The organism is Vibrio sp. 1-2 (7-a) (assembly GCF_013048515.1).
GTDB lineage: Bacteria > Pseudomonadota > Gammaproteobacteria > Enterobacterales > Vibrionaceae > Vibrio > Vibrio diabolicus.
This window is the reverse complement of sequence record NZ_VHSQ01000008.1, coordinates 116,580-133,315: the sequence shown is the minus strand read 5'-3', so window position 1 is coordinate 133,315 and position 16,736 is coordinate 116,580. Positions and strand designations below refer to the sequence as shown.

The 16,736-nt window shown below is 45.9% G+C and carries 15 protein-coding genes and 1 pseudogene; 5 read left to right on the top strand and 11 right to left on the bottom strand.

Annotated features, from left to right (window positions below; all coding sequences use genetic code 11):
• Positions 1-112: 112 nt before the first annotated feature.
• Together FKN08_RS17955 and FKN08_RS17950 are read right to left on the bottom strand one after the other, a co-directional pair.
• Positions 113-649, bottom strand: a pseudogene (locus FKN08_RS17955) (AAA family ATPase).
• Positions 650-940: 291 nt separating this feature from the next.
• Entirely contained in the window at positions 941-2,287 is a 1,347-nt protein-coding gene (locus FKN08_RS17950) for a magnesium transporter (RefSeq protein ID WP_170892640.1), read from the bottom strand.
• 212 nt (positions 2,288-2,499) lie between these two features.
• On the opposite strand from FKN08_RS17950, the gene FKN08_RS17945 reads away from it, so the two are divergent.
• Complete coding sequence (locus FKN08_RS17945; protein ID WP_170892639.1) at positions 2,500-3,375, top strand: universal stress protein; 876 nt, start codon at positions 2,500-2,502, stop codon at positions 3,373-3,375.
• 45 nt (positions 3,376-3,420) lie between these two features.
• Here FKN08_RS17945 and FKN08_RS17940 read toward each other — a convergent pair whose 3' ends face one another.
• Positions 3,421-3,810, bottom strand: a complete 390-nt coding sequence (locus FKN08_RS17940; protein ID WP_046876041.1) for a MazG nucleotide pyrophosphohydrolase domain-containing protein — start codon at positions 3,808-3,810, stop codon at positions 3,421-3,423.
• Between the two features lie 26 nt (positions 3,811-3,836).
• Positions 3,837-4,265: a PaaI family thioesterase gene (locus FKN08_RS17935; RefSeq protein ID WP_170892638.1), complete on the bottom strand. Its 429-nt coding sequence runs from the start codon at positions 4,263-4,265 to the stop codon at positions 3,837-3,839.
• Positions 4,266-4,476: 211 nt separating this feature from the next.
• Between FKN08_RS17935 and gloA the strand changes: the two genes are divergently transcribed.
• Together gloA and FKN08_RS17925 are read left to right on the top strand one after the other, a co-directional pair.
• Positions 4,477-4,863, top strand: coding sequence for a lactoylglutathione lyase (gloA, locus tag FKN08_RS17930; RefSeq protein ID WP_145472886.1), 387 nt, complete (start codon positions 4,477-4,479; stop codon positions 4,861-4,863).
• An 11-nt stretch (positions 4,864-4,874) separates the two neighbouring features.
• Positions 4,875-5,975, top strand: coding sequence for an alkene reductase (locus tag FKN08_RS17925; protein ID WP_170892637.1), 1,101 nt, complete (start codon positions 4,875-4,877; stop codon positions 5,973-5,975).
• 119 nt (positions 5,976-6,094) lie between these two features.
• On the opposite strand, the gene FKN08_RS17920 is transcribed toward FKN08_RS17925, so the two are convergent.
• Positions 6,095-6,370, bottom strand: coding sequence for a nitrogenase-stabilizing/protective protein NifW (locus FKN08_RS17920; protein ID WP_170892636.1), 276 nt, complete (start codon positions 6,368-6,370; stop codon positions 6,095-6,097).
• 241 nt (positions 6,371-6,611) lie between these two features.
• On the opposite strand from FKN08_RS17920, the gene FKN08_RS17915 reads away from it, so the two are divergent.
• Positions 6,612-8,462: an acyltransferase family protein gene (locus FKN08_RS17915; RefSeq protein ID WP_170892635.1), complete on the top strand. Its 1,851-nt coding sequence runs from the start codon at positions 6,612-6,614 to the stop codon at positions 8,460-8,462.
• Between the two features lie 79 nt (positions 8,463-8,541).
• Here the strand turns inward: FKN08_RS17915 and FKN08_RS17910 are convergent, their stop codons facing one another.
• The 4 genes from FKN08_RS17910 to FKN08_RS17895 all read right to left on the bottom strand — a co-directional run bounded on the left by FKN08_RS17910 (position 8,542) and on the right by FKN08_RS17895 (position 13,530).
• Positions 8,542-9,012 (bottom strand): RES family NAD+ phosphorylase, encoded by a 471-nt coding sequence (locus FKN08_RS17910; RefSeq protein WP_170892634.1) that lies wholly within the window; start codon positions 9,010-9,012, stop codon positions 8,542-8,544.
• 1 nt (position 9,013) lies between these two features.
• Complete coding sequence (locus FKN08_RS17905) at positions 9,014-9,466, bottom strand: antitoxin Xre/MbcA/ParS toxin-binding domain-containing protein (RefSeq protein WP_006742299.1); 453 nt, start codon at positions 9,464-9,466, stop codon at positions 9,014-9,016.
• 165 nt (positions 9,467-9,631) lie between these two features.
• Entirely contained in the window at positions 9,632-11,803 is a 2,172-nt protein-coding gene (gene katG / locus FKN08_RS17900; protein ID WP_170892633.1) for a catalase/peroxidase HPI, read from the bottom strand.
• A 185-nt stretch (positions 11,804-11,988) separates the two neighbouring features.
• Positions 11,989-13,530: a glutamate synthase-related protein gene (locus FKN08_RS17895; protein WP_170892632.1), complete on the bottom strand. Its 1,542-nt coding sequence runs from the start codon at positions 13,528-13,530 to the stop codon at positions 11,989-11,991.
• A gap of 157 nt (positions 13,531-13,687) precedes the next feature.
• Here FKN08_RS17895 and FKN08_RS17890 point away from each other — a divergent pair, with 157 nt between their 5' ends.
• Positions 13,688-14,167 (top strand): YbaK/EbsC family protein, encoded by a 480-nt coding sequence (locus FKN08_RS17890; protein WP_006742302.1) that lies wholly within the window; start codon positions 13,688-13,690, stop codon positions 14,165-14,167.
• 76 nt (positions 14,168-14,243) lie between these two features.
• On the opposite strand, the gene FKN08_RS17885 is transcribed toward FKN08_RS17890, so the two are convergent.
• Positions 14,244-14,921, bottom strand: a complete 678-nt coding sequence (locus FKN08_RS17885; protein WP_170892631.1) for a response regulator — start codon at positions 14,919-14,921, stop codon at positions 14,244-14,246.
• Entirely contained in the window at positions 14,918-16,492 is a 1,575-nt protein-coding gene (locus tag FKN08_RS17880) for a sensor histidine kinase (protein ID WP_025630128.1), read from the bottom strand. Before FKN08_RS17880 ends, FKN08_RS17885 begins: the two co-directional genes overlap by 4 nt.
• Positions 16,493-16,736: the final 244 nt, after the last annotated feature.

Here is a 16,736-nt window from a genome sequence, read left to right as displayed (position 1 = left end):
ACACTCAATTAAGTTATTGAATTTTATCCAGTATAAATAACTCCCTTTACACATATTGTCGTCGTGGTCACAATCGCCTTACGCATTTGTTTGCATTATTCGTCTGTCTGCCTTATTCGATGACTGAGTCGAGAATAAACGCCACTCTGTCTTCGACTGACATTTTGGGCACTTCGATCAATTGATAACCAAACTTGCGGTATGCATCGACCATGTGTTGATACGTGGCGACCGCTTCAGAAAAATCCTGCTTTCGCTCTTCATCGTTGCTGAATATCGATGCCCAAGGTGGAAAAATGAACACTTGAGGATGATAACGAAGCGTCTGGCAATGCCTTATGAGCTCATGCTAGATTGGCAGTTGTTCCAACTTACTGTAGCCATATACGTCCACAATACTGCGATCAAAAAACACGTCCCCTTGGCGGACATTGAAAGCTCGGTAGTTGCTCACTTCTGCCTTCATCATTTCGTCTCGAAAGGCTTGTTTGTCATTCCAAGGTAATGCTGAACCGTGATTCGTAACCTGCCTTTGTATTACGTGACGACCTGTTTCTGGCGAGCAGATAAAGCCTTGTGTTTTTAGTTGTTCGATTACCGAGGTTTTTCCTGCACCGGGACCACCAGTGAATACGATGAGTTTATTCAAAATTGTTTCCTTATTTTTTTGTTTGAGTGAAGTGATGCGGGTACAGCCAAGATAATTGGCATGATCTGGCGTTTGAAATTGGCATTTGGCACGCCAGCGTTAAGCGAGATCGGCAGTGGAATGTTTTGGGATAGAAATGAGCAGTGAAAAAATATTGATGAAATGAAAGCTTAAACGGCGTGTTCAGCGTTTATGAAAAACGGAGGAATTTTGAGCGAACCAAGCTTGCCCAAAAAATTGGGTTGGAAAATGGAGAGATTGGTTCAGCGGGTTAGCGCGTCAATTGGCTTTCTATATCAAGAAAATGGCACCTAAGCCTAAGAATGCAAAGAAACCGACGACATCAGTAACGGTCGTCAATACTACCGAGCCAGCCACGGCGGGGTCAATGTTAAACTTCTTCAACGTGAATGGTATCAGCGTACCCGATGCCGCAGCCGCCAGACTATTGAGAAAAATTGCGCAGCAGATAATAAGCGCCAATGGCCAAGAGTCAAACACCATGTAGACGACACCCGCGATGACTAATCCCATGATCAAGCCATTAATGGTGGCGATTTTTAATTCCTTATTCACCAATAGCTTCAAGTTACTTTGGTGCAAATGGTTGAGTGCGATACCCCGAATGGCCACCGCTAAGGTTTGGCTACCTGCGATGCCGCCCATACTCGCCACAACGGGCATTAAGATCGCAAGCGCAACGACTTGCTCGACCACATTATCAAAAATACCAATGATGGCAGAGGCAACAAAGGCAGTCAGCAAATTAATCACCAACCAAAGTGCTCTTAGCCTTGTCGCCACAGTTAATGGTGTGAACAAATCTTCTTCGCTTCGTACGTTTTCTGCCACTACAGCTTGTAGGCTGAGTTCACGCAAGGTAATCGCGATGGTCGCCATCGACAAAACGCCCATAATTTTGCCACCAGCCATGATAGGAAACCAATGCGCGCCACCATCAATCGAGACCTGTTTACTGACGCTTTGAATCGTTTGGATATCTTCCAGAATTGGCGTGACTACGGTCAAATCTGTGAGTTTGGTATGGTTCTCATGCTGCAACAGGGTTTGAGGTTCTATCGTCCCAATAACGCCTCCGACATCACGCACGATGATCAATCGCACCGGGCTTTGTCCACGTTTTAACAACTCGGTTTTGATGCCTCCTACGCTGTTTTTAGGATTCGCGACCAAAAAATGCGGCTCGGCATATCTCCCCACTTTGTTATCTTCATACGACAGCGCTTGTTGAATGTGCGCGACCGACTCTTCACTTTGGTCGATAAGGTACTCATCCACAAACTCGGTCGGTAGAAAGTCTGCAAAGATGATCAGTTCCGAATCCGTGATGTACGCTAAGCGTTCATGTTGCAGCTCTTTGTTGAGTGATTGATGAATGTGCTTGGCGGTGTCGTATCGCAGCAAATTTAATACCGTCCAGTACTTCTCTGGCTGCACCGCTTCTATCACGCGTTTACGATAAGCAATGTTGACCGACTCCAAAATGTTCGCGATTTGCGCTTCCTGATAGTCTTTCAAAAAACTGAGGTCTTCGGTCGACTCTATCGCTTTAATGATCTCGGCAAGCAAATGAGGCACTTTGCGATTAATTTGTAATTGGCTGGAATCTATCATCATTGTCACCGATTTCCTTGGGCATCACGTTAATGTCAACACGATGTCTATTATCTAAAGGCATGAGATCCTGATGTTAAAATTCTAGGCAATGGCGCGCACAATTGCGGAATTTATATTTTGCTCGCAGAAACAGAACGTCTTTGCATAAGGGGATGGTATAAACTTTTAGTGTGCATTAGGCGCATTTGCCTCGTTTGATAATGGAGTAATCAATGGCACCAGTATTTTTTCTGACTCAGCAAGCCGCCTTACCAAGTCGTAAGGTGCTTCGTAAAGTGATTCAGTTTGCGACAGCGCTGGCTCAACCCATCGTGGTATTGGTGGAAGATCACCGCCGGAGTGAAGATCACGCATTCGCGCATTTCCTTAGTTTCAACTCTGACCATATAGAAAAGAGACAAGCTGAGTTTGAAGCTTGGACATCAAAATTCAAAGACTTCGTTATCGAACTTTGTGAAGAAGAGGAAGTTGAAACGCCAACACTCTCTTATGAGCATTTCAAAGGGAGTCATTGGATTGCTCAAGTCGCGAAACGGCTTGTCGACCACACAGATTTACTACTCGTGGGGCATTTTAACAAGCACGACATTCAAACCTTACTCACCGAGCTAGCAAATAACGATTGTGATTTATTACTATTAAGTGAGCGTTCATGGCCTTCTCACGCCAACATGCTTTGCGCGATAGATCCGCTTCATCGCGGAGATGCAAAGTCAGTCGTAGATAAAGCCATCGTATCGCGAGGCTCAAAGCTAGAAAAAACCTTGAGCGGAAAAATGACGTTAGTTTACTGCCGCTACGTTGCGCCTTATCTATCTCGCTATCGTGCAGAGATTTTGAGCAACCAAAAAGCAGGCATTACGGACTTTATTACTGCGCAAAAGTTAACACGAGTACCACTACTGCTGCCAGAAGGAAACCCTGAAACGGCGTTACCAAAAGCAGTTAAGCAATCACAAGCGGCAATTCTGATTATGGGCGCGTGTAAGCGAAGCATGTCATCCCAATTTTGGTCTGGCAGCACTGTAGACACGTTACTTGATCAACCGCCTTGTGACCTACTGTTGGTCAATAGCACGAAGGATTGATCAGACTTCCCCATTCCGCCGCATCTTAAATAATATCACGCGCAGTTATTGGCTCTTCATGGTCTCTAACTGCGCGGCTTCATGTTCTGCGTTCAAGGCTTGTTTCTGCTGCTGTTTTATCTCATCCCAACTGCGTCCCGACTCAATCGCAGATACACGCTGATCGTATTTGTTGCAGGCTCTTTCGAGTACTTTCTCAGGATCTATACCCTTTTCTCTTTCCAACGCTTTTAATACGTTAAGATAGTTCCACAACACATCGCCTAACTCGTCTTCCAAATGACAAAGGCGATCCTCACGAATCTCTTCGCGGACTTCATCAACTTCTTTGCCAATGGCCTCCAGATAAGTCTCTACGCCTTTAAACCAAGTGTTGGTTTGGTCATATTGAGATTTTCTCGTCGCAATTGCATACAGTTCATCAAATTTCTTCATTGCCTCTCCGTAGAACACGTTTTTATTTATGCCTTTTTAGGACGAATAAACTTCCCTTTTGCCGTCACTCTAGCTTCATTATTGACCAGTAATTGAGCCACCAGTTGATATATACCGCGGCGTTCACCTTCACAGTGTGCAGTAATCGTGACGTGCTCATCTAGCTCAATAGGTGCATGGTAGCGCACATCCAACTGCGCCGTAAGGGCTTGAATGTCTCTAAATAACAAACAGTGCGTCATTGCACCATCGAGCAGCGAGCTCGCAATGCCACCATGCAACAGGTCTGTGTAACCTTGATGACGAGGTAAAACATGAAACTCTCCGACAACAGAACCATCGGCTAGGCACTGGTAGTTCAAAGCCAAAGAGTTCGGATTCGCATCGATGGAAGAACAAACCGCACATTGATAATGAGATTCGTGAGTGTAATGAAAGTGGCTGTTTGTGGACATGATAAGTACTCGGCTTGTAAAAAGGAGTAATTAGCATATGCCAATTATTAAAAAGAAATGGCGAGTAATCTTTGTTTGCACGTTGTAGGGCCAACAACCTCATTGTCCATAACGTTAAATAATCATTTTTATAATTAACGATAATTTCCAGTTTATTTAGAGTAGCGATAAGGTTTGCACCGTGATTACGCAACGTTATGAAAGGCGACTTATGAAGTTTCTCCACACGATGATCCGTGTTGTTGACCTAGACAAATCTATCGAATTTTATACAAACGTTCTGGGAGTGAGCGTTTTGGAGCGTTTTGAAAACCAAGAATACCGTTACTCACTGGTGTTTGTTGGTAACCCTGATCAACCAGATGGCGCGACCATCGAGCTAACTTATAACTGGGATACCGACAGTTACGACTTAGGTAACGCATTCGGACACATGGCGTTTGGGTGTGAAGACATTTACGCAGCTTGCGAAAAAATCAAAGCGCTTGGTGGCAACGTCACTCGCGAACCCGGTCCAATGAAAGGTGGAGAAACGCACATCGCATTCATCAAAGATCCCGACGGCTACCCAATCGAACTGATTCAAACTGAACAATAACGAGGTTTCCTATGACAGACGCATTATTTCAACCGATTCAACTTGGCTCTCTCTCATTAAAAAACCGCATCGTTATGCCTCCGATGACGCGCTCTCGAGCCTCTCAACCGGGTAATGTTGCCAACGACATGATGGCGACCTACTACGCTCAACGAGCCGAAGCGGGATTAATCGTTGCTGAAGGCACGCAAATTTCACCAATGGGTCAAGGCTATGCGTGGACACCGGGTATTTATAGCTCAGAGCAAATTGCTGGCTGGAAAAAAGTAACTGATGCAGTGCATGAGAAAGGCGGCGTTATCTTCGCGCAATTATGGCACGTAGGTCGTGTGACTCATCCTGACAACATCGGCGGCGAGCAACCTATTTCTTCTTCTGCGCTTAAAGCAGAAAACGTGAAAGTATTTATCGACAATGGCACAGACGAACCTGGCTTTGTCGACGTGGTTGAGCCACGTGAAATGACCAAACAAGACATCAAGAATGTTATTGAAGAATACCGACAAGCCACATTAAACGCGATAGAAGCTGGGTTTGATGGTGTCGAACTTCACGCAGCAAATGGCTACTTGGTTAACCAGTTTATCGATTCTGAAGCGAACAACCGCACCGATGAATACGGCGGCTCAATTGAAAACCGTCTGCGTTTTCTTGGTGAAGTGGTCGAAGCAATGACGCAAGCCAGTGGCGCAGAGCGTGTTGGTGTTCGCCTTGCACCATTCACTTCGTTAAACGGCACCGTTGATAGCACACCTGTCGACACCTACACCGCTGCTGCTGCGCTGCTTGATAAACTCAATGTGGTTTATATTCACATTGCAGAAGTGGATTGGGACGACGCGCCAGACACTCCGCATGACTTTAAAGCCGCAGTTCGTGAGGCGTATAAAGGCACACTGATCTATGCCGGTCGTTACAACGCAGAAAAGGCGCAACACGCGATTGAAAGTGGCTTAGCCGACATGATCGGTTTTGGTCGTCCGTTTGTTGCAAACCCAGACTTACCAAGCCGCATCAAGCATGGCTATCCGCTGGCAGAACATGACCCTGCCACATTGTTCGGCGGCGATGAAAAAGGCTTAGTGGACTACCCTGCGTATCACTCGGGTTAATTCATCTGCGTAAAGCTGATTCGCAACTCGCGACAAGCCAGTAGCGAAACCAAAAGAACCTTGCTCTTCCCCCTGTGACGCCAAGATGCAGGGTTCTTTTTTAGGCAAGCCACCAAGGGTTAACGTCTTTGACAAGATGTACAACCTCGGCACGCAGAGCGCGTCGTTTTACTTAGTAAACTGCGTTGTACTTTACAGTAGGCATTTTTCAGTGCGCGGCGGCCTGAAAACCAATCATCCGGTTTAGTGAGGATTAAGTAGCCATTAAATCTCTTAACCAACTCGGTTCGGCTGTTTTCGATAAATCGGCTATCAAACTCGATTTCGAAGTAATCCAACGCTTCTTCGATACAAGTAAAGCTGGCAATTTTTTCCTGAATAGTATTCTCTGTCATCGTTTCTTTAGCGTTATCATTTTCAATGAAGTTTATGTGTCTCGCGCTTTACGTTCTTTGATTTAGCGCTTCTTAACATCACTCTTTCTGGGATTTCCATATTGAAATTCAATTTGGGAATTCGCTATTTCCCCCAGCCTTTTAATTTTGACAATCACCTTAAGAAACTGATTTAAAACAATATTATTTCTGGTTCATATTTTGCTCTACTTCGTTAAACGGAATGTTGGAGGGACACGATATGACTTATAGAGCGGAAGTAGACGGATTAAGGGCGATTGCTGTCACGTTGGTGATTTTGTTTCATTCAGGAGTTGAGCAATTCGCTGGTGGCTTTATTGGCGTTGACGTGTTTTTTGTTATCAGCGGCTATTTGATCACCACCATCGTGATTAACGATTTGGAAAACCAGAAGTTTAGCCTCGGTGATTTTTATGAGCGACGCATTCGCCGCATACTTCCCCTGCTACTGGTGGTGATTGCCGTTAGCTATTTGATGTCTTGGTGGCTATTTTTGCCACAAGCACACAAAGACGTTGGTCAGTTCGCAGTGTCTTCTATTCTTTCTTCATCCAACATTCTTCTGTATTTAAAAGGCCACAATTACTTCGGTTTAGAAGATCAAGCCAATCCGCTATTTCACACCTGGAGCTTGGGCGTTGAAGAACAATACTACATTGTCATTCCTTTGCTACTCATGCTACTCGCTCGTGGCAAAAACGCGTTTTACCTGACTTTTTTCATCGCGGTATTTGCGCTGAGTTTGATGACTATTGTCTATGCGAGCAACGATCCTGATTTCGCCTTCTACATGATCTTCTCTCGTGCTTGGGAACTGGCAACCGGTTCATTACTCGCATTAGTAATGAGAAAAGCTCAAGTTCGTTCCAACGATACGCTGGCAACCATTGGCATCGTTTTGATATTGGCCTCTGCACTTTTGTTTGAAAAATCGCAAGATGGCGCGGGTATCACTTTGCTGGTGCCGGTCATCGGTAGCGCGTTAGTGATTTTGTTTGCCTCTAAAGACAATGTCTGCGGTAAATTGCTGAGCCTCAAATGGGTCGTGTTCGTCGGCTTAATCAGCTACAGCTTGTACTTGTGGCATATTCCGCTATTTGTGTTTTACCGCTACATGCTGGACGCAACTCAAGACGTCAATATCCCGATTTACATTGCCGCTCTTTTTGTACTGTCTTACTTCACTTGGCGCTTTGTGGAAAAGCCGTTCCGCAGCCGAAAAGCCATGAGCATGCGCACTGTGTCTGCGGTTATTGTGTTGTTGACGCTGCCCTTGCTGATGTTCGGCGTTATTGGCCATCAAAATGGTGGTTTTCCAGAAAGAAGCGCGTTTTTCGAGGCCATGCGCGTTAACAACGGTTACGGTTTAGATTGCAACGGCAACACCGACGTTAACGATGTGTGCTCGTCTGCGCCGCAGCCCACCATCGCTGTGTTAGGTAATAGCCACAGCATGGTTTACGTAAAGCGTCTGTCCGAAGTAACACCAACTGGCGTGGTGCAACTTACTCAAGATTCCTGTGCGGTCGGTTATGTCGACATCATCAAAGATGCTGGCTCAATTTCTTGCCGACAGTTCTTCAAACAGGCAGTCGATACCATTTTGCGTACCCCTTCTATTCGTCGCGTCGTTATCTCTTCCAACTTCAATAAAGAGCTTTCACAAGCCGATTATGAGGCATCATTAACTGGATTGTTGAATGAACTGGAAGGGAAAGAAGTAGTCGTTTTCGGCCCAACGCCTTCTGCACCTTTTGCGGTAGGAGAATGCCTTTGGAAAGCGCGTTTGTTTGGCGAGACGGAAGAGTCGGCATGCGATTTTTCTCCCAAGCGACATCACCCTCAAAACGTGGCGAAGTTAGTGAACTACTTTGAGCAATTTGAGCACGTTGAGTTTGTCGACTTGACCGATGCCATTTGCAGAAATGGCGTATGTCGAATGAAAGTTGGTGCGAACAACGCGATGTATACGGATGACAGCCATTTATCTTACAAAGGTGCTGAGTTGGTGCTTGGGCACTACCACAATAGTGCAAATGAAGCGCAACAGTTCACTTACGACCGACAATAACCAAGAGAATAAACTTTTATGCTTCAGCGCTTATCTCAGGTAAGCGCTGAATATTTTAAAGCGGGAGAAAGCCGCGTGTTTATTTGAAAATACGTGGATCAAACGCGAAGTCGAGCTTTTCGGCTTTCTTAATGATGTCTTTCATTTTGGAATGATTTGGATTCACCACGTAGTTTTTATCACGAGGTGAAATCGTTGAAGGCACTTGCAGCGCGGCAAACTCAGGGTGAGGATCATTGAGAAACTGATCACCAATGTATTGCGTAGACTCGCTCGCCGGTATTGCTCGCCACGTCACTGGGAGATCTTCTTCATCTAAGGTGGCGATGAGGTATTCAGGCATTTCAATACGATATAAATCGTACAACTTGGTGATGGCAGGATCGTTGTTTACGTGAACAAACACTTCCAACGAGCAAAGGGATTCCGATTCAGAGAAGTAGAGGGCTTCGGTTCCTTTTGAATTCCATCGCCCTCCAAATAACTTTGCGCCAACGGGGCTAAATGGCGTGTCAGCAAATTTCTTTTGTGTGAGACGATAGAGCTTCATATTACGAGAATACCCCGTGCTCTAAACGGCCGATCAAATCTTTCACGATTTCAAAATCAACCGTAGTCGACACCATATCAAGTGGACGTTTTCCACCTAAGCCGTACACATTTTCTCTCATCCATTTTAACGCGCGTTCTTCGTCGTCAAACAACTCTGTTGCGAGTTTCAATAACATCGCTAATCGATAGATTGCATCACTCTCTTGAGTATTAAAACGCTCATCATTTTTAAGACGACGCTTAATTGTACTAACAGGAATCAGTGTCACATGTTGGAATTCACTTTGAGAAAGCTTTACTCGATCAACAATGTTCCGGTATACCTTGGGCTCAAAGCCTTTGTGAACCGCATCAATACGACCCGTTTCAGCATCTTCAATACCTAACATAAGCCAGAAATTGGCTTTATGAGATTGTTTCGGCTTAAAGCTTTTTAATGCTGCAGTTGCCATATCAAGCTCCTATGGTTCATATGGTCTAGTTATTATGGTTCAAATGAGCTCAACTTTCAATCAAAGTAAAAAGACAGGTAAAGAAAAAGGCGAGCTTTGCGCCCGCCTCTCTTACTTATTCATCAACTTTGTTTACGCATCTACCGATTTGCATCGTTTCACTTACTACAAGTCAAAACGGTCGGCGTTCATGACTTTCGTCCATGCAGCGATGAAGTCGTGGATGAATTTTTCCTGATTATCATCTTGCGCATACACTTCCGCGTACGAACGTAGAATCGAGTTTGAGCCAAAGACAAGATCCACACGGGTTGCCGTCCACTTCACAGCGTCGGTTTTACGATCACGGATTTCATATTGATTAGCACTCACTGGTTTCCACGTATATGCCATGTCAGTAAGGTTCACGAAGAAATCATTCGACAAAGTGCCTACTCGGTCAGTAAATACGCCCTCTTTTCCACCGCCGTAGTTACTGCCTAAAACGCGCATACCACCGATGAGTACCGTCATTTCTGGTGCTGTCAAACCCATAAGCTGCGATCGGTCGAGCAACAACTCTTCCGGCTTAACCGCGTAGTCTTTCTTCAACCAATTTCGGAAACCGTCAGCAACAGGCTCAAGAACTTCGAATGATTCAACATCCGTCATCTCTTGGGTGGCATCACCTCGGCCTGGCGCGAATGGTACGGAAACATCATGACCTGCGGCACGCGCAGCCAGTTCAATACCTACGTTACCAGCAAGCACGATAGCGTCCGCAACACTACAGCCCTCTTCTGCTGCTGTTTTTTCTAGCACAGCAAGAACACGACTTAGACGCTCTGGCTCGTTTCCTTGCCAATCTTTTTGCGGAGCCAAACGAATTCTCGCACCATTTGCGCCACCTCGGCGGTCAGAGCCACGGTAAGTACGCGCACTATCCCACGCCGTACTTACTAGCTCACTAATGGATAGGCCACTTGCTTCGATTTTTGTTTTCACTAAATCGACATCGTAGTCTGTCTTACCTACAGGCGTTGGGTCTTGCCAAATAAGATCTTCGCTTGGCACATCAGGTCCGAAATAACATGATTTTGGTCCTAGATCGCGGTGTGTCAACTTAAACCAGGCACGAGCAAAAACGTCATCAAAGTACGCTGGGTCATTTTGGAACTTTTCTGCAATCTTGCGATATTCAGGGTCCATTTTGAGCGCCATATCGGCGTCAGTCATGATTGGATTGTAGCGCTTAGAGCCGTCTTCAACATCGACAGGCTTGTCTTCTTCTTCAATGTCGATTGGCTCCCACTGCCATGCACCTGCTGGGCTCTTCTTCAGTTCCCAATCGTACTTAAATAGTAGGTGGAAGTATCCGTAGTCCCATTGTGTAGGGTGTGTCGTCCAAGCACCTTCAATGCCACTCGTTACCGTGTCACGGCCAATGCCACGTGTTTTGTGGTTAATCCAGCCAAGACCTTGTTCATGAACGTCTGCGGCTTCGGGCTCTGGACCTAGGTTTGCGGCATCACCATTACCATGACACTTACCGACCGTGTGACCACCCGCTGTGAGCGCGACAGTTTCTTCATCGTTCATTGCCATTCGCGCAAAGGTCATACGCATGTCATGTGCTGTTTTGAGGGGATCTGGGTTACCGTCCACCCCTTCTGGGTTGACGTAGATAAGCCCCATCATTACTGCGGCAAGTGGATTTTCTAAATCTCGCTCACCAGAGTAGCGGCTGTTATCAGCGTCACTTGTGGCTAACCATTCTTGCTCGGACCCCCAGTAAGTGTCTTTTTCTGGGTGCCAAATGTCTTCTCGCCCAAAGCCAAAACCAAAGGTCTTAAAGCCCATGGATTCATACGCCATGTTACCGGCAAGGACAATCAGATCGGCCCAACTTAATTTGTTGCCATATTTTTTCTTGATGGGCCATAAAAGGCGGCGAGCCTTATCGAGGTTTGCGTTATCTGGCCAAGAGTTGAGGGGAGCAAAACGCTGGTTGCCTGTCGCAGCGCCGCCACGTCCATCCGCGATACGATAACTACCCGCTGCGTGCCATGCCATTCGGATCATTAAACCGCCGTAATGTCCCCAGTCGGCAGGCCACCAGTCTTGGCTATCAGTCATTAAGTCTTTTAAGTCTTTTTTAAGTGCTTCGACATCTAGCTTTTTCAGTTCTTCTTTGTAATTAAAGTCCTGGCCAAATGGGTTGGTTTTGGAGTCGTGTTGATGCAGGATGTCTAAGTTTAAGGCATTCGGCCACCAATCCATCACCGACTTATCTGTAGATGTTTGCCCACCATGCATAACTGGACATTTACCTACCGAACCGCCGTTTGTGTTGCTCATATAATGCTCCTTCGTATCGTGGTTGTGGTAACCACTCTTTGTTATTCAATAAATCGAATATCCACCTCAAACAGCGTAGTTCATACACTGAATTTTTAGTTAACGCCAAGTCAAAATTTCCATATCTCGGCTAATAAATAATTGTTATCAAACATGTACCTATATGCAGAAAATATGGATAGAGATCAGTTTAAGTCCATACCTGAATACTTGATTCCAGACAGCCTCGCCATGTTGTGATCCCAAGTCGCTAAATCATGGCGACTAAATTCATTTAGAGCGTGGTGACCACATGCCCTTGCCATAACTTGCATGAGCTCGACCGAGGATTCGAAGAAATTTTTCAGTTGCTGAGATGATTTTTCGATATCGAGACGCTGCCTCAAATCGGCATTTTGCGTTGCGATCCCCGCAGGGCAATTATTGGTGTTACAAATCCGGGCCGCGACGCAACCGATCGATTGCATCGCACTGTTTGCTATCGCCACTCCGTCTGCCCCAAGTGCCAACGCTTTGACAAAATCCGTAGGAACTCGCAACCCACCAGTGATGATCAATGTGACGCGGTCACTTGCGCCTTTTTCATCTAAGTACTTACGCGCACGAGCTAACGCAGGAATGGTTGGCACGCTAATATGATCACGGAACATAGTTGGCGCCGCGCCCGTGCCACCACCGCGACCATCTAAGATGATGTAATCGGCACCCGCATCGAGCGCAAATTGTATGTCCTGCTCAATATGGTTGGCACTGAGTTTAAAGCCAATTGGAATGCCGCCAGTGATGCCACGGACTCTGTCAGCAAACTTTCTGAAATCGTGAGTAGTATGAAGATCTTTAAATGTTGGCGGTGAGATCGCTGGTTGTCCTTCGGGGAGACCTCTCACCTGAGAGATCTTACCCACATTTTTATTTGCAGGAAGATGACCACCCGTGCCTGTTTTGGCGCCCTGCCCACCTTTAAAATGAAAAGCCTGAACATTAAGAAGCTTAGATTCATCGTAGCCAAACTGAGCACTGGCAAGCTCATAGAAATACCGCGAATTTGCAGCTTGTTCTTCAGGTAACATCCCCCCTTCACCGGAGCAAATACCAGTCCCTGCCAACTCAGCACCTTTTGCTAGCGCAATTTTCGCCTCTTCCGAAAGTGCGCCAAAACTCATGTCCGATACCAATAAAGGGATAGCTAGTTTGAGCGGCTTACGTGCGTTTGGCCCCACAATCAACTCAGTTGATACGGGAACGTCTTCTAACAACGGTTGTGTCGCCATTTGCGCCACCATGATTTGTATAGCATCCCAATGTGGTAGCAAATGTCTAGGAACCCCCATTGCAGCCATCGGACCATGATGACCGAGTTTAGAGAGTCCTTCTCTCGCTAACTGGTGGATAAACTCTAGGGTTGGTTCTTCTTGAGTAGCGGACGCAGTCGGTTTGTCACTTTTCTCTCGTTTTTTCTCAGGGCCTTCTTTGCCGACTTGCTCAGCAGAAAAACGCTTATGTGTTCCATCACAAAATGGGGCATTAGAGGTGTGCTTGCACTGGCAGAGATACGCTTCTTCATCTTTTTCCGCAGTAAAGCTCATTGGCTTTAAGCCTGTTCCCGAATGCGACCCATCGCAATAAGGTTGATTTTTAGAACGTCCACATCGGCAAAAGTAATATTCTTGCCCTTCGGTTAGATTCACTTTAATCGGCTTATTATCGGCGATGATTGGCTTGCTCATGTTGCCCCCTGTTTATTATTGTTAACCACGCTTTCTCGCTGGCTTGCAATAAGCGTAGAACAGGAGCGGAAAGAGCGTCAGCGAAACCAGAGTAAAATACGCGATTGTCGCTTGCCTCACCTATACTCTTTATGGGTCTCATACACGTGGAGGCTATATGACGATTGCAACCCGATTAGATGAATATTTGACTGAGCATAACATTCACTTTCAAACCGTGAATCACAGCCACAGTCATAGCTCGCTACAAAGTGGTGTTGCCGCAGGTGTGCCTTTAATGAATATCGCAAAAGGCGTCATTCTTGAGGATCATGAAGGGCATCATATGATGGCGGTCTTACCTGCCAACAACAAAATCAGTTTGTCGAGATTAAACGATGAATTTAACGCTACTTTCCACTTGGTGAAAGAGCGTATGGTTTACCGACTCTTCACTGATTGTGAGCACGGCGCGATTCCACCGATTGGTAGTCCTTACCACATGTCGACCGTTTGTGATGAAAGATTAGCAAACTTGGAACATGTCTATCTTGAAGCCGGCGATCATGAAACTCTGATTAAGCTAGATAGAAAGGCATTTAAAGAGCTAATGAACGACTGCAAATACTTAAGATTCAGCAGTGAAGTTCTGCATTAAACTTCCCAAAATCTGTCGACATTTCGTGAAAAGGCTCTTTCAAAAAGAGCCTTTCTTTGTGCTTTATCTCAAATACTTAGCTTTCTGAGACTAACTTATTGCGATAAACCCGAGTCGGTCGCCCTACTTTCCCGTGTTCTAAAAAGGCCACCAACTCACCTTGTTCAATGGCTTTATCCAAATAACGACGAGCCGTGCTCTTACTGATGGTTAAGCTTTTCGACACACTCAATGCGGTGTGCTCAACATGCACGTGCGTAAACAGGTCCACTACCTGACGGAACATAAAAGGATCTAAGCCAGCCAAATCCGTTGGCGTGCCTTTTCCAAGATGGAACAAATCATCAAGCTGCGACTGTCGAAAACTCTCTTGGCTACGCATATGGTTTTTGACCTTTGCGAAACGGAGCAAGCTTTCGGTTAGTCTTGAGTAATCAACGGGCTTTACGAGGTAATCAAATGCGCCGAAACGATGAGCTTTTTGAACCGTAGATGCGTCATTGGCCGCCGTGACCAAAATGCATTCTGGTCTCTGGTCGCTCTCTAACCATTGATAAACCAGCTCGACACCTTGCCCGTCTGGCAAGTAGTTGTCGACGATGACCAAATCCGGCTTAGTATGCGTCACTAGCTGCTGGGCAATGTGAATACTGCCGGCAATACCGACGACTTGATATTGTTCCACTTGCTCGATGAAATGGTGATGAAGCTCTGCAATGTTGGGATCATCTTCCACTATGACTACTTTTATCATCCTAACTCCTTGGGAAAATAGATCGTAAACGCGGTTTCTTGCTCGTCACTGTCCAACTCCATATGCCCATTGCCTTGCTCAACGATGGAACGTACAAGGTACATGCCTACTCCATGATCGGCTTTGTTTTGCTTAGTGGTAAAGCCCAATTCGCACAACGCATCAAATTCACTCTCGATCAGCGGGCCATTGTTCGAAACCTGAATGGTGTACTCACAGGCCGATTCTGAAATACCGATGTGTACATGACCGTTCTCTTGTCCTTTCACCGCTTCCAAAGCGTTTTGAGCTAAATTGCCAATCAACCCACACAATTGTTCTTCTGACAAACGGCGAGACAGTGCGCTCAAATCACTTTGGCAGTCAATGCTCAGTGCCACACCCAGTTCGTTGGCTTTGCTCGCCTTTGCCAAAATCAAGGCTGACAAGGCCGGTCTGCTATTCAGCGCATGTAGCGAATCCAGTTGCGATTGACTGGCTTTCGCTTGCGACAAACAAACTGAAAGCGCTTTATCGTAAGCCCCCATTTGTAAGAGGCCCGAGATAGTCGAAAGTTTATTTTGATACTCGTGACGCGCAACGCGCATGTTCTCCATGTACTGCGTCACCTGACTGATTTTCTCCGAGAGTACGTGCATCTCATTTTGGTCACGCAAGCTAAACACTGCGCCATAAGGTTCACCTGTCGACGTACGAAGCGTAACTCGGTTCATCACCAAGTTTTTGCCATTCACGCGAATCAATCCATTAATGTAATCGTCACCTTTCAGCGAAAAACTTTCTGGGTTATCTATCCCATCGGTAAATACGTTGCCAAGCTCTTGATGATAGTTGAGCATAGCGCGAGCGGAATCATTAATAAGATACAAACTTCCCTCGGAGTTTATCGCGACCAATCCTTCATACGTCGCTTGCAACACGCCTTGATGCGTTTTTAATGCCTGTTTAAGCTGCCAAGGTTCTAACTCTTGCATTTGAGTTCGAACATAGCGAGAAAACTTCCAAGACAACCAAATACAAATAGCGACGGCAATGATTCCGAACGATATCAAAGGCAACAACCGTTCGCTTGTCCAGAGATCCAAAGTATCAATCAAATAGCCAACTTTGATCATACCAATCACATCGCCTTCATTGGAAAAAATGGGAGATATGTAACGAACCGATGGCCCTAAAGATCCCACGCCATAAGAAAGGTAGGACTCGCCGTTTTCCAGCGCTCTTTCAATGTCACCTCCCAATACAGGCAGACCAACGCGTTCAGCGACTGGATGTGCCAGCCGAATTCCTGCGCGATCACTCACGGTGATAAAGTCCGCATCACTCACCGCCTGAACCGCATTGATGATTTCTGACGTTTTGCTTGCGCTACCAGACCCAACAGCGGCAATAAGGCTGGACAATTGCGAGAGCTGCTGCGACTGAACTTGAGCACGCAGGCTGATTTGATGAGTGAGGATGTCGTCCAACTGATGAGCACTGTAACTCCACCAACTCAACATGCCCAATAGCATTACACCACTGAGCAATACAGCCAGTTGTTTAGTAAAAGAAAAGGAAGCAAACGGCACGACAGGATTCCAAGAAATGACTTGCCCTAAGCTTACCGCAATTCCTTATTCGACTTAGGGGCTCTCACCATGAATTTTGACGCGGATCTCAGTGGTAACTTTTATGACTTTTATTAATTTAATGCGTTTATTCTCAATTATTTTTCAAACAGATTTTGTCGTGACATGCAAATTGATAAAGAGCTCAAGTACGTCGTTGATGAAATTGATTTCTCTCAGTTTTTTGCCATTTCAAAACCCTATG

Excerpts from the sequence above, each read along its gene's own strand:
- FKN08_RS17920 (WP_170892636.1), bottom strand. The coding sequence starts at position 6,370 with ATGACAGAGAATACTATTCAGGAAAAAATTGCCAGCTTTACTTGTATC.
- FKN08_RS17890 (WP_006742302.1), top strand. The coding sequence starts at position 13,688 with ATGACGATTGCAACCCGATTAGATGAATATTTGACTGAGCATAACATT.
- FKN08_RS17945 (WP_170892639.1), top strand. The coding sequence starts at position 2,500 with ATGGCACCAGTATTTTTTCTGACTCAGCAAGCCGCCTTACCAAGTCGT.
- FKN08_RS17935 (WP_170892638.1), bottom strand. The coding sequence starts at position 4,265 with ATGTCCACAAACAGCCACTTTCATTACACTCACGAATCTCATTATCAA.
- FKN08_RS17915 (WP_170892635.1), top strand. The coding sequence starts at position 6,612 with ATGACTTATAGAGCGGAAGTAGACGGATTAAGGGCGATTGCTGTCACG.
- FKN08_RS17905 (WP_006742299.1), bottom strand. The coding sequence starts at position 9,466 with ATGGCAACTGCAGCATTAAAAAGCTTTAAGCCGAAACAATCTCATAAA.
- gloA (WP_145472886.1), top strand. The coding sequence starts at position 4,477 with ATGAAGTTTCTCCACACGATGATCCGTGTTGTTGACCTAGACAAATCT.
- FKN08_RS17885 (WP_170892631.1), bottom strand. The coding sequence starts at position 14,921 with ATGATAAAAGTAGTCATAGTGGAAGATGATCCCAACATTGCAGAGCTT.
- FKN08_RS17940 (WP_046876041.1), bottom strand. The coding sequence starts at position 3,810 with ATGAAGAAATTTGATGAACTGTATGCAATTGCGACGAGAAAATCTCAA.
- FKN08_RS17895 (WP_170892632.1), bottom strand. The coding sequence starts at position 13,530 with ATGAGCAAGCCAATCATCGCCGATAATAAGCCGATTAAAGTGAATCTA.
- FKN08_RS17910 (WP_170892634.1), bottom strand. The coding sequence starts at position 9,012 with ATGAAGCTCTATCGTCTCACACAAAAGAAATTTGCTGACACGCCATTT.
- FKN08_RS17950 (WP_170892640.1), bottom strand. The coding sequence starts at position 2,287 with ATGATGATAGATTCCAGCCAATTACAAATTAATCGCAAAGTGCCTCAT.
- katG (WP_170892633.1), bottom strand. The coding sequence starts at position 11,803 with ATGAGCAACACAAACGGCGGTTCGGTAGGTAAATGTCCAGTTATGCAT.
- FKN08_RS17925 (WP_170892637.1), top strand. The coding sequence starts at position 4,875 with ATGACAGACGCATTATTTCAACCGATTCAACTTGGCTCTCTCTCATTA.